The 12,568-nt window shown below is 58.6% G+C and carries 11 protein-coding genes; 5 read left to right on the forward strand and 6 right to left on the reverse strand.

What is annotated here, in order from left to right:
- Positions 1-453: 453 nt before the first annotated feature.
- The 5 genes from ACN0WV_RS11635 to ACN0WV_RS11655 all read right to left on the reverse strand — a co-directional run bounded on the left by ACN0WV_RS11635 (position 454) and on the right by ACN0WV_RS11655 (position 6,454).
- The gene (locus ACN0WV_RS11635; protein ID WP_417605902.1) at positions 454-3,585 is read right to left on the reverse strand and encodes an efflux RND transporter permease subunit; all 3,132 of its coding nucleotides are present in this window, start codon (positions 3,583-3,585) and stop codon (positions 454-456) included.
- Positions 3,582-4,835, reverse strand: a complete 1,254-nt coding sequence (locus tag ACN0WV_RS11640) for an efflux RND transporter periplasmic adaptor subunit (RefSeq protein ID WP_235866639.1) — start codon at positions 4,833-4,835, stop codon at positions 3,582-3,584. The genes ACN0WV_RS11635 and ACN0WV_RS11640 overlap by 4 nt, the downstream gene beginning before the upstream one ends.
- Before the next feature lie 123 nt (positions 4,836-4,958).
- Positions 4,959-5,486: a SpoIIAA family protein gene (locus tag ACN0WV_RS11645; RefSeq protein ID WP_417605904.1), complete on the reverse strand. Its 528-nt coding sequence runs from the start codon at positions 5,484-5,486 to the stop codon at positions 4,959-4,961.
- The gene (locus tag ACN0WV_RS11650) at positions 5,487-5,720 is read right to left on the reverse strand and encodes an STAS/SEC14 domain-containing protein (protein ID WP_417605906.1); all 234 of its coding nucleotides are present in this window, start codon (positions 5,718-5,720) and stop codon (positions 5,487-5,489) included.
- A gap of 50 nt (positions 5,721-5,770) precedes the next feature.
- Positions 5,771-6,454, reverse strand: coding sequence for a TetR/AcrR family transcriptional regulator (locus ACN0WV_RS11655; protein WP_417605908.1), 684 nt, complete (start codon positions 6,452-6,454; stop codon positions 5,771-5,773).
- Between the two features lie 520 nt (positions 6,455-6,974).
- Between ACN0WV_RS11655 and ACN0WV_RS11660 the strand changes: the two genes are divergently transcribed.
- The 3 genes from ACN0WV_RS11660 (at position 6,975) to ACN0WV_RS11670 (ending at position 9,769) form a co-directional block, all read left to right on the forward strand.
- The gene (locus ACN0WV_RS11660) at positions 6,975-7,919 is read left to right on the forward strand and encodes a TRAP transporter substrate-binding protein (protein WP_417605909.1); all 945 of its coding nucleotides are present in this window, start codon (positions 6,975-6,977) and stop codon (positions 7,917-7,919) included.
- 67 nt (positions 7,920-7,986) lie between these two features.
- Positions 7,987-8,478, forward strand: a complete 492-nt coding sequence (locus tag ACN0WV_RS11665; RefSeq protein WP_417605911.1) for a TRAP transporter small permease — start codon at positions 7,987-7,989, stop codon at positions 8,476-8,478.
- A complete protein-coding gene (locus tag ACN0WV_RS11670) occupies positions 8,465-9,769 on the forward strand; it encodes a TRAP transporter large permease (protein ID WP_417605913.1) in 1,305 nt (434 codons plus the stop codon). Before ACN0WV_RS11665 ends, ACN0WV_RS11670 begins: the two co-directional genes overlap by 14 nt.
- A gap of 122 nt (positions 9,770-9,891) precedes the next feature.
- Here ACN0WV_RS11670 and ACN0WV_RS11675 read toward each other — a convergent pair whose 3' ends face one another.
- The gene (locus ACN0WV_RS11675; RefSeq protein WP_417605915.1) at positions 9,892-10,704 is read right to left on the reverse strand and encodes a phytanoyl-CoA dioxygenase family protein; all 813 of its coding nucleotides are present in this window, start codon (positions 10,702-10,704) and stop codon (positions 9,892-9,894) included.
- A gap of 340 nt (positions 10,705-11,044) precedes the next feature.
- Between ACN0WV_RS11675 and ACN0WV_RS11680 the strand changes: the two genes are divergently transcribed.
- Together ACN0WV_RS11680 and ACN0WV_RS11685 are read left to right on the forward strand one after the other, a co-directional pair.
- Positions 11,045-11,362, forward strand: coding sequence for a Dabb family protein (locus ACN0WV_RS11680; protein WP_417605917.1), 318 nt, complete (start codon positions 11,045-11,047; stop codon positions 11,360-11,362).
- Positions 11,349-12,554 (forward strand): aminodeoxychorismate synthase component I, encoded by a 1,206-nt coding sequence (locus ACN0WV_RS11685; RefSeq protein WP_417605918.1) that lies wholly within the window; start codon positions 11,349-11,351, stop codon positions 12,552-12,554. Before ACN0WV_RS11680 ends, ACN0WV_RS11685 begins: the two co-directional genes overlap by 14 nt.
- Positions 12,555-12,568: the final 14 nt, after the last annotated feature.

A 12,568-nucleotide genomic window follows, 5' to 3' on the forward strand; every position in this document is an offset into this window, starting at 1 on the left:
AAACTGCCAATCCAGCGACTCTGGTAACGTCACCCAGCGCTGGTCGTTTTGCCCGCTGGGAAGATGACGGTGGCCAAGAAGTACCTGCCAAACTGCGACGCCGGGCTGTATCGAGTGCCAGACCGCAATATGCGGGGGTTTCTCGCCCTGGTCCTTTAGACCTCGCGATGCCAGTCACAGCAGCCTATGCGGCAGCATGGGCCACGCTATATGATTATGGGCAGCCCAAAACAGACCGGCGCGTTTTGGTCACCAGCTCATAGCCACGACCGCGTTGATATGAAAAGGTGTCACTCGTACATGGATCATGTGCGAGTGACGCGGCCACACCGCAATCGTATCGTCCATGAGAAACGCGACCGCCGGGACCTGATGACCCCAAGACGCAGGACGGGCGTTGAATATTTGCGGCCCCGAACGCGCATCAATCTCCTGCTTCTTTTCCCGGCAAAGCTATGCCGTTTCTACAGACGGAATGCGCGGCGTCCGCAATGCCCGGCGCGCTTTCTTTTCGCCCAGCATCAACATGGCGGGGGTGACGATAAGGGTCAGCACTGTTGCTATCACAAGACCCCCGGCGATTGCCGACGAAAGTTCGGTCCACCACTGGGTAGAGGGCGCGCCGTAGACAATCTCGCGGGTGAAAAAATTCAGGTTCACGCCAATCACCATCGGCATCAGGCCAAGCGCCGTCGTGACCGAGGTCAGCACCACCGGTCGCAGTCGTTGCGCCCCGGTGCGCAATGCCGATTCCAGCGGTGACATCCCGGTTTTCTTCAGCGCATTATAGGTGTCGATCAGAACGATATTGTTGTTCACCACGATCCCGGCAAGCGCGATCACACCGATCCCGCCCATGACCACGCCGAATGGGCGGCCCGTGACGATCAGACCAAACAGGACACCCGCGATCGAGAACACGATGGCGCTCATCACGACGAAGGCCTGATAGAAGTTGTTGAACTGAAGCACGAGGATCACGAACATCAGGAAGATTGCCGTTATGAATGCCCCTACAAGGAAGGTCATCGCGTCGGTCTGGTCCTGCGCCTCGCCAGCAAAGGCCGCTTCGACGCCGGCGGGCATATCCATACCGTCGATGGCCGCTTGCAAGGCGATCACCTGGTCGTTGACCAATACGCCGGGGGCTACGTTTGCCTCGATCGTTATGACTCGGCGTTGATCGACACGCGTGATGGTGCCGCTGCGCGGGCTTGGCTCAAAGGTCACGAAGTTCGAAATCGGGACAAGGCCCGCCGAGGTCGGCACCCGCAGCGATTGCAATTCTTCCAACGTCCGCTCGTCGGCCGGAAAGCGCACATTGATATCGACGGACCCCTCGGCATCTTCAGGGCGATAATCCGCCACGGTGATGCCTCGGGTCAGCAGTTGCACCGCCTGCCCCAGGGTCGAGATGTCGGCACCAAAGCGGGCCGCCTCGGACCGGTTCACCGAAATGAGCCATTCGACGCCCGGCAAGGGCCGCGTGTCCGTGACATCGGTAAAGCCGCCAATTCTGGTCATGGCCGCGCGGATGGCCTCGACCGCGTCAGCCTGAGCCTGCGGATCACTTGCACGGACCCGAAGCGAGATCGGCTTGCCCGCCGACGGGCCCGATGACGCGGTTTGCACCTGAACGTCGATACCGGGGATCGTGGCCATGTCGGCGCGAATATCTTCGCCAATTGCGGCCGCCTTGCGACGCGTGTCCCATTCGGTCAACTCGATCTGGATCGTGCCGATCAGGTCGGCCGCATCCTGATTGCTACCACCGGACCGTGCATAGACCGACGCGATTTCATCATAGGCGAACAGGCGCTCCTCGACCCGACGCACCAGCGCATCCTTCTCGAAGATCGAGAAATTGTCGCGCGCCCGGACCTGAACCTGCGCGAATTCCGGCTCGATGGACGGAAAAAAGCTGATGCCATTGCCAAACTGGCCATAGGCACCGAACCCCGCCAACAGGAACGAGATCGCCATGATCACCGTGGCCCAGGGCCGCAGGATGGCGAATTGCAATAACTGGACATAGCCACCGGTGAAACCCTTCAGATCGCGCGGGTCCCCCTTTTCAGCGGCGTATAGCGTCGCCTTGTCCTTCGCCGATTGCGGCGGCCTTTTGCCGATGATGCCGCCGACGACGGGGATGAAGACAAGCGCCATGAACAACGAAGCGGTAAGTGTCAGAATAACCGTGATCGGCAGGAATTTCATGAACTCCCCCACGGTGCCGGACCAGAACAGCAACGGAAAGAACACCGAAAGCGTGGTGGCGGTGGACGCGACGATCGGCCAGGCCATACGCTTGGCGGCGAAGGCATAGGCAACCTTGGGTTGGTCCCCTTCCTGCAAGCGCCGGTCCGCCAGTTCTGTCGTCACGATGGCACCGTCCACAAGCATCCCGACCACGAGGATCAGCGAGAACAGAACCACCAGATTCATCGTGTAGCCCATCAGAAACAAGGCCGTGACGCCCGCAAGAAACGCCCCCGGAATGGCAAGGCCCACCAGCAACGCAGAGCGGATACCAAGCGCCCAGACGATGACGATCATCACAAGGATCACGGCGGCAATCACGTTTGCCTCCAGATCGCTCAGCATGGTTTCTACCTGCTCGCTTTCGTCCTGCATATAATCAATGTGAACGCTGTCGGGCCACTCCGCCTGCGCGCTTACGATCAGGCCACGCACGGCAGCGACAGTCTCGATGATGTTCGACCCGGACCGCTTCTTGATTTCCAGCGCAAGCGCGGGCTGCCCGTCGATGCGGGCGAATCCGGTCGGGTCCTCGAAGGTCCGGCGGATGGTGGCCACATCCCCGAAGGTCACGACCGTATCGCCGCGCACCTTGACGGGCAAAGCCATCACATCTTCGATCCCCTCGATCAGTCCGGGCACTTTCAGCACGATCCGGCCGGCCCCATTCTCGATGGCCCCCGCCGCGATCAGCCGGTTGTTTCGGTTGATCTGGCCAATCAGTTCCTCGAAGCTGATATTGTAGGTCTCGAACACGGTGGGGTTGATCAGCACCTCCAGCAATTCGGTCCGCGAACCACCCACATCGACCTCAAGCACACCTTGAAGCGCCTCAATCCGGTCGGAAAGATCGTCGGACAGGCTGTTGAGCGTCCGCTCAGGCACCGGCCCCGATAGGATCACGGTCAGGATCGGGAAAAGGGCCGTGTTGATCTCGGTCACGACCGGGTCCCAGGCGTCCTCCGGCAGATCGGGCTGGGCACGGTCCACGCCCTCCTTCACCTTGTCGAGCGCCTCGACGGCATCGAAACCCGGCTCGAATTCAAGTTGCACGCTGGCATAACCTTCGCCGGCATTGCTGGTCATCTGTTTGAGGCCAGTGATAGAGCTCAGCTCGGTTTCCAGCGGCTCGATCAGCAAGCGTTCGGAATCCTGCGGTGAAATACCATCAAGACCCGTGGACACATAAAAGATAGGGATCGGAATCTCGGGCGAGCTTTCCTTTGGGATCGCCGTATAGGCGTAGGCACCAACCGAAAGAACCATGACCAGTGCCATGACGACCACCCGGCCGCGACTGAAGGCGGCGTCGATAAGCGTATTCATGGGCTCGACTCCCTCGTGGCGGCTGCGGGCAAGTCTGGTTCCGGCCTGGACTTGATGATCTGACCATCCGCATCGGTTTGCGGTTTGGTTTCCGGGGCACCGGGTACAGGGTTTTGCGCGGTGGTTTCTGCCTCGTTTTCGTCAAGTTGCGGATCGACCGTTTCGCCATCATTGACGAAGCCCTGCCCGATGGAAATGATTTGCGTCTCAGCCGGCAACCCCGAAATCCAGATGCCGTCTGTCTCGGCCCGGACAATCTCGATCTTGTGAAATTCGACCACATTTTCGGCGTTTACCGTCTTGATTCCCAATGTCCCGTCGGTGTCCAACGACAGGATCGCCGGCGACACAAAATGTGCAGTCACCTCGCCTGTGGGAATGCGCAGTTGCGCGCTGATCCCGGCGGGGATCGCGCCGTCGACATTCGGCACCTCGATCTGCGCCATGAACGTCCGGGTTTCCGCATCGGCGCTTGTCGATACAAAGCGGACCTCACCGGTCGCGGTTTCGCCGGTGATGAACGCGACTTCGGCGGTCTGTCCGACCTTGATGTCACGCAAGGATTGTTGTGGGATCTGAATGCGAATGGTCAGGGGCGTGTTGTCGACGATGCGGCCCACATCTGCACCCATCGACACATATTCGCCAGGGTTGATGGTCAGCGATTCCAGCCGACCGGCAAAAGGCGCGCGGATTTCAGTGTCTCCGATCGCCTCTTGAGCAGTCCTTACGCCTGCCTCCGCCGCTGCCAGCGCCACCTGTGCCTGGGCGACACGGTCGACAGTTGCAACGCCGCGTTCCACCAGCGCCGAGGCATTGTCAAACTCGCGCTGTGCGCGGTCGCGTTCCTGTTCGGCCCGTTCCAGATCGGCCTGGCGGGCAGCAACGTTGATCCGGGAGATGACCTGACCGGCCTCCAGATCAGCGCCCATCTCCACCAGAACTTCGCCGATCTGTCCGGATGTTTCGGCGCGCACGGCGGTATCGCGGTCCGGCAGGGCCTGCCCTTCGGCAACGAAAACCTGTTCGACCGGTTCGGCAACAGCGCGACGCACCGCAACCGTAACAACGCGCGGAGTAACCGAGGTTTTCGTGGTCTGGACCGGTTCGTCCGATGGCAGTAGATACCCGCTGCCCATCCAGCCGATGATGGCTATGGCAAGCCCACCCGCGACCCATCTGGACCGGGTCGATCCCTTATCGTTTTCAAAGCTGAGCGATTTCGGCCCGTCGGTCTGTGTCTCGGTCACGGTCTTCTGTCCTCGATAATACGCATCAAATCCGGACATTGTCCCGGCAGGGGTTCCGATACCGAAACCTGTTTTGCGTTTCTTCTGAAAAGACCGCCCAGATAAACCGGGCGGTGTGATACCTTAGACAGCCCGGACCCAGGCCCATGCCGCCGCATCCTCTGACCCGTCGAACATCCGCATCTCGAAAGGCAGCATACCGGCGACCGTGCCCGCCATCGCGGCCATCCATGTCGGCGCGCCCACAACAGCATAGCGTCTTAGATGCGTGATGGCTTTCATCTTGGTGCCCATAAGTGATCCGTTTGTCAGGATCGCCGGATCAAAACCGTCGAAACCCTTGAACCGGACAAGCAGATTGATCTTTTCGTCGCCTTTCATATGCGCTTCGAGAGGGGTCAGCACGCTGTCGACATCCTCTGCGGTGATCCGCCCGCCGATCTCGTAGGCGATGACACCGTCCGCACCGTCAGACAGAAGCTTTACGCCCGCCCCCGCAGCCGCAGGTTCCTTCAGGGGCAAGTCAAAGACGAACGCCTCGGCCGCCGCGACATCCGCAGAACCGAACGCTTTCATATCGATCATCGGCAGGATCGGGTCCATCCACTTCAGCAGCGCGGCGACGGCCTGAAGATCGGTAACCACCGCCATCTACGCGATTTTCGACCACTGGGCCAGCATCCCGAATTCGAACTTCGCGTCCTCGGCCATCGCATCGGCGGTGATGTCTTTCCATTCCTCTGCACGCACGATCAACCCAAGCGGTCCATCGCCTTGCAGCGCGGGTGTCAATTCACGCTCCATCGTCGCGATGTCGTCTTTTTCAAGGACACCAGTCAGCGTCAGTTCCCAGACCTTCGGCTTCAGTTCCTTCAGTTTCAACATGAGCTTTCCTTTTCTGTTCAAAAAGAGTGGGCGCGGCCCCGATCAATGTCTCAATCATTCACAATCGCGCGAAGCATGAGGCGATACTCCGTCGGATTGGAGAGCAGGACGCTACCGCGAGGCAGTCCAAGTATTCGGTCGATCAGGGCGGCCTCGGCCACCATCCGGCGATCAAGACATTCAGTTGCCCGGTCCAGATCACCTTGTTCGGCGGCACCGAAAGCCTCCTTCAGCACCATGCGGCGCCCCCGCGACAGCCCCATGATCGTCTCACCGACGAGGGCAATATCGGGGATGTCAAAGATGCCTTCATCGACGCCCTGCCCGATCATTTCCAGCAAGACAGGCATTGCGGCGGCGTTTGCCGCTGTCGTGATTCTGTCGAACAAAACGTCGTTGCCGGGGCGCAGCATGACGTCGATGAAGAACTTCATCTGCCGCCCCTGCTCTGCCTTCCAGCGGTTGGATTCAGCAAGAAACGCATTGAAGCGTTGCAGCGCGTTGCCGGATGTCGCGTCCCTTGCGGTTTGCGCTGCCATCAATGCCTGCGTCGTGAACCGTTCGACCACCCCGTCAAGCAGATCCTCCTTGGCCGAAAAATGATGATAAAAACCACCCTTCGAAATCTCCGCTGCGGACAGAACTTCGGCGATTGTGACGTCATCCCAACCTCGGGCAAAAAACAGTTTTTGTGCCGCGTCAAGGATGTGTACCCGACGTTCATCCGGTGCCATGCGGACGCGCTTTGGCGTTTTGTAATTCTCTGTTTTGCTACTGGCGTCCACGTCTTCAATCCTACAAACCGACGGTCGGTATGTAGGATTGGCACTCATGTCGTCAAGAGGAGGCCACCTTTTTATTGGGTTGGCTCACGCTTACGGGCGACAATCATATCGGTGAAAATCGATCGCTTCACACCGGCGCAGAAACGACAGCTTTTTGAACCTGACCTCCACATTACCTCGGTGGTCAGCGCATAAGTGGCACTGGCATGCCCGGGCCACAGCTTCTTGGGAAATCCCAAGGCTCACCACGTGCACAAATGTCGTATTTGTTTTTAAGTAATTGATTTATAAATAATATAATTCAACGATCTTGGGGTTTCGCTGATTTGCAAGTCCATCTTTGCGACAGCTATTGCACTCATGAGCATCTTGCTACCATACTAGACTGTATAACCAGCTTCAGAGTATCGTTTTTCAATCTTGGGAGGATAATATGAAAAACTTTGCAAGCGCAGCCATTGGTTGCGGTATGTTTGCCTTGTCTGCGGTTCCGGGTTTTGCCACGGAATTGGTGGGCGCAGTTCAGTTCAACGAAGACCACGCCTTCACCAAGGCCTTGCGCGAATTTGAGCGTTCGGCAGGTGAATGTTCGGGCGGATCGCTGACCTTTGAACTACATTTGAATTCGGAACTCGGACTGGAGAAAGACTATTTCGAGAATATGAGCCAGGGCATCGCTGTCGATTACGCGATCGTCAGTCCATCGCATATGTCGACCTTCTCTCAGAAGGCACCGCTTATGGATATGCCGTTCCTGTTCCGCGATCTTGATCACTGGAACGCGGTGATGGAACAGGACGCGCTTGCCCCGCTGGCGCAGGATGTGCTTGAAAAGGCCAATGTCCGCCTGATCGGCTATGCTGGCGGCGGGACGCGGCAACTGATCGTCAATCGACCGATCACGAACATGGAAGAGCTTGAGGGCCTTCCAATGCGTGTCATGGGTGCGCCCATCCAGACCCGCATCTTCGAGGCCATCCACGCCGCACCCTCGGTTATCGCCTATGCCGAGGTGTATAACGCGATCCAGACCGGCGTGATCGAAGCCGCCGAAAACGAGGCCGCGGGTATCGAACAGATGAAGTTCTACGAGGTCGGGCCGCATATCGCATTGACGGCTCATGCCATCACCGTGCGCCCGATTGCCTTTTCAAATGCAACATTCGAGCGCCTGACACCTGAAGAACAGGAATGCGTTATGTCTGCGGGTGCTGCCGGTGGCAAACTTGGCCGCGACATCGAAAGCAGCCAGGACAGTGAAAAGCTTGCCGCAATGGAAGAAGCCGGCCTGCTGACCACCCATGCCTTCGAGGAGCGCGACAAGCTGCTGGAACTGGCTGCCCCGGTCAAGAAAGCCTACGCCGAAGAGCTTGGCGCAACGGATGTGTTGATGGCAATCGAAGCGGTCAAGTAACCAAACCACCAGCGGCCTGCGGAAACTCTGCGGGCCGCATCTTCACTTTATGTGATTGAGAGGCGCCATGCGCGTAGTGCTGGAAAGCTATTATCGCTTCCTGAAACTTTTGCTGACCATTTTGATGACTTTGCTGATCATCCCGGTCTCCATGCAAATCCTTAGCCGATATACCGGGATCATCCCACGCTTTATCTGGACAGAAGAGATTGCGCGGTTCTGTTTCGTCTGGATCATTATGATCGGCGCGATGATCGCGGTGCGTGACGGCACGCATTTCGATGTGGATGTCTTGCCCCGAAGCGCCTCGAAATATGTAGAGTTCGCATCGCGGATGTTTGTCCATCTGGCGATCCTCTGCATGGCGCTTTCATTTATCTACTGGGGTTATGATTTCGGTATTTTGGGATCGCGCCAGAGATCGGAGATTTCCGGGTTGCCAATGCTGTCGATTTATATCGGCTGGCCGATTGCCGGAGCGACATGGACAGTCTTCACCCTAGAAAAGATATGGGACGAAGTGAAAAACCTCAAAGGAGAACATCATGGGGCCAGGTGAAGTTGCGGCGATCCTGTTCGGGACCTTCGCCGTCCTGGTATTCCTGCGCGTGCCCGTCGCCTTTGCGCTTGGGCTGGCCGTCGTGCCGGTGTTCTTTATCGACGAGCGTCTGACACCCGTGCTGCTGATGCGCGAAATGTTCAAAAGCTACAATGCGTTCATCCTGCTTGCGGTGCCGTTCTTTCTGTTGGCGGCAAACCTGATGAATTCCTCGGGCATCACCGACCGGCTGATCCGTCTGGCGCGTGCGATGGTCGGGCATCTTCCCGGCGGGCTGGGCCATGTGAACGTCGTCGTGTCGATGCTGTTTGCCGGCATTTCCGGCAGCTCTACAGCGGATGCGGCAGGCATCGGGTCGCTGCTTATCCCCCAAATGGAAAAAGAGGGCTACGACAAGTCATTCGCTGTCGCCATCACCGCCAGTTCCAGCGTGATGGGCGTGATCATCCCGCCGTCGATCCTGATGGTCGTCTGGGGCGGGTTGATGTCGGTGTCTATCGGGGGGTTGTTCCTTGCTGGCGTCTTGCCGGGCATAATGATTGCCGGGTCGCAAATGCTTACTGTCTATATCTACGCCAAAAGACGTGGTTATCCCGTGCATGACCGATCAAGCCTGATAGAGCTTGCCAAGGCAGCCGCAGGCGCTTCACTGGCGCTGATGACACCGCTGATCATCGTTGGCGGCATTGTCGGCGGGTTCTTCACCCCGACCGAAGCATCGGTCGTTGCGGTTGTCTATTCCCTGATCCTCGGCCTTTTCGTCTATCGCTCGATCGCGCTTCCCAAACTGCCGGGCATCCTTTACCACAGCGCCCGGTTCGCCTCGATCACCCTGTTCTGCATTGGCACGGCTTCGGCATTCGGCTGGTGTCTTGCCTATTTCAAGATCCCGGCGGCCCTGGTGGACCAGATCGCCGCCATGGGTCTTGGCGTGATCGGAACCGGGATCATGGTGGCGCTGGCCTTTCTGTTGATCGGCATGTTCATCGACGCCATTCCGGCTATCATCATCCTTGGAACGGTGCTGCTTCCGGTGACAGAGCATGTGGGCATGCATCCGATTCATTTCGCCATCATCGGCGTCATAAGCCTGTCTTTCGGCCTGGTCACGCCGCCTTACGGGCTGTGCTTGCTGATCGCAGCCTCAATCGGGCGCATCCGCGTCGTCGATGCGTTGCGGGACGTTGGTGTCATCCTGTTGCCGATGGTCGGGATCCTGCTGTTGATCATCCTCCTGCCAGAGTTGATCTTGGCACTGCCACGCTGGATCATGCCGACTTTCGTGCCATAGGGGCCTATGACCGGATCGGGCGGCACCCATTGTCCAGATAGAAGTGGTTCCATTTCTGCGGACGGGTGTGCGGCGCTTGCCAAGGTCAATCCGGTTAGGGTTTCAATCCGCGTGCCATTGCTTCAGGCCCGTGTGTTCCCGGCATCCAGCAGTATTGGAAACCAGTCTTCGCGCAGACGTTGACCGGCTTTCATATCGTGGCCGGGAAAGGGAGGCGATGTTGGGCCGGGCCTCTCCACATACCGCGCATCATCGCCCAGCAACCGCAGCGAAAACGCGCGCCGGCGTGTGCCGCTGTCATTGCCACGCGCCCCGTGCAGGGTTTTGTAGTTGAACGCCACGGCATCGCCCGGTTCCATCTCATATTCACGGATGTCCATGCCTTCGGCGTCCGGATCAGGCACCTGCATGTAATCATCGTCATTGGGGTAGAAATTGGTCTCGGCCAACCAACGCGTCGGCAGCACCGGTTTTTCCCAGCGATGCGACCCGGCGACACAGCGCAAGGACGCTTCACGCACCGGATCAAGCGGCGACCAGAAGCTGACCGTTTGCTGCCCTTCGACGAAATAATACGGGCTGTCCTGATGCCACGGCGTCGGCTTGGAGGTGCCGGGTTCTTTGACCAGCACATGATCGTGGAACATCTGGACGGTCTGTGAACCCATCAGCTCTGCTGCGACAGCGGCCGCCGGCGATGTGTGAATCACGTCCTGAAATTCGGGGATACGAGTCCAATTGCAATAGTCGTCGAAAAAACGCCCCCCTTCCCCGGCTTTCAGATTCTCGGCGGCATATGGGCCTGGTTCGGCCATGTTTCGTTCCACACCGGCTCGCAGTTGATCCACCTGCTCCTTGAACAGTCCTTTCACAAGAACAACACCGTCGCGTTCGTAAGCCTCAATATGATCCTGGGTCAGAAGAGGATGCGTCATGTTCGGTTACCTTGTCAGTTTGGAAGACATGTTGTTTTTTCGGACTAGAAGAAGAAGCTGTCGGTCGGTTTGCCATTTGTCCGAGCGTCCGCCTGTCCGAATCCCCGGCACGTTTACAACGGACTATATGTTCTGCACTCTTCGAAAATACCATGTCAACGTCGGCACCGGGAGTGCCATGGCTCTTGACTTCAGCAGGCCCGTGAATTTCGGCGAACATCTACTCTTCCGGTTGAAAACCTCTGCCAAGGCTGTAGAACGGCTTGCACATCCAGACCGCCTCCGCAGCCCGTGTTCCGGGTGTATATACTCATCCCCCAAAACGACCGGAATTTTCCTCATGATCCGTCACTTCGTTTTCTTCACCGCCCAGCATGACGGCAATATCGAGCCTATCAGGAAGGGATTGCAGATCCTGAAACGGATCCCCCACGCTCAGCGACTGGAAATCGCGCTGAATCGCAAATCAGAGCCGACAAGCCGTGAAGTGGACGTGGTGGTTTACGGTGAATTTGCGGATGATGATGCACTGACCGCCTATAAGGCGCATGAGTTTTACGCCGAGTCCGTCCGGCGCGTGAAACCGCTGCGCGAAATGCGGTGGGCCGCGGATTACGACGTGGCACAGGCCGTCAATACCCCCGATGACGACGCCTGATACGCCCTCCGGCGACAGTCTGGCCGCGCTGGACGAACCATCTGTGCTGCTGCGCGACGACATCGCGGGACAGGAGCTGTGCTTCACTGCGCCCGTTGAGATGATCCGTGCCGACAGTGCCGGGGACGTCCCCGCAGCACTGGAAAAGATGGAAAGCGCCCGCGCCAATGGCAAATGGTGCGCGGGCTATCTGTCCTATGAGGCCGGATTTGCGCTGGACCCAAAGCTGCACGGCCAGATGCCCGAAACCCGCGGCGTGCCTTTGGTGCTGATGGGGGTATTCGACGCGCCGGATGCGCGACCGGTCAGCCAAGGCCACGATGGCACGGCTGGATTGTCAAACTTTCGGCCCATGTGGTCCTTCGAGGACTATGCCCCCCGGTTCAACCGCGTGCATGAACACCTGCGCCAAGGCGATTGCTATCAGGCGAACCTGACCTTCCCGATCACCGCCGACTGGCAAGGCTCTGCCGCCGCGCTTTTCAACGAGATGACAGAACGTCAGCCCGTCCGCTACGCGGCATTGGTTGATCTGGGTGGCCCGGTCATCCTGTCGCGCTCGCCTGAGCTTTTCTTCGAGGTGGATGACAACCGCTGGATTGAAACGCACCCGATGAAGGGCACCATGCGGCGCGGCGCGACCCCCGAGGAAGACGCGGCCCTTGCCGAGGCGCTGCGACAGGACGTCAAGAACCGCGCCGAAAACCTGATGATCGTCGACCTGCTGCGCAACGACATCTCCCGCATCTGCGAGCTTGGCTCGCTGCATGTGCCGGAACTGTTTCGCATCGAAAGCTATCCGACGGTGCATCAACTGGTCAGCCGCGTCCGGGCGCGTCTTAACCAAGACGTGACGATTGCCAACATCATTACAGCCCTCTTTCCCTGCGGTTCGATCACCGGGGCGCCGAAATTGCGCGCGATGCAGATCCTGCGCGGGCTGGAAGACCAACCGCGCGATATTTATTGCGGCGCGATCGGCTATACCTCGCCAGCCGGCCGCATGCGGTTCAACGTGGCGATCCGTACGCTCACGCTGCACGACACCGGCCAAGCAGTGTTCAATGTCGGCGGCGGCATCGTCTACGATTCCGAAGTGCAGGCCGAATATGAGGAATGCCTGCTCAAGGCACGCTTTGCGACCGGCAAGGCGTTGGCCACGCCCGATCTTGACCGGGGTGCCGCAGACTAGGTGCGAATTGGCGC

The organism is Primorskyibacter flagellatus (assembly GCF_048268605.1).
GTDB classification, from domain to species: domain Bacteria; phylum Pseudomonadota; class Alphaproteobacteria; order Rhodobacterales; family Rhodobacteraceae; genus Primorskyibacter; species Primorskyibacter flagellatus.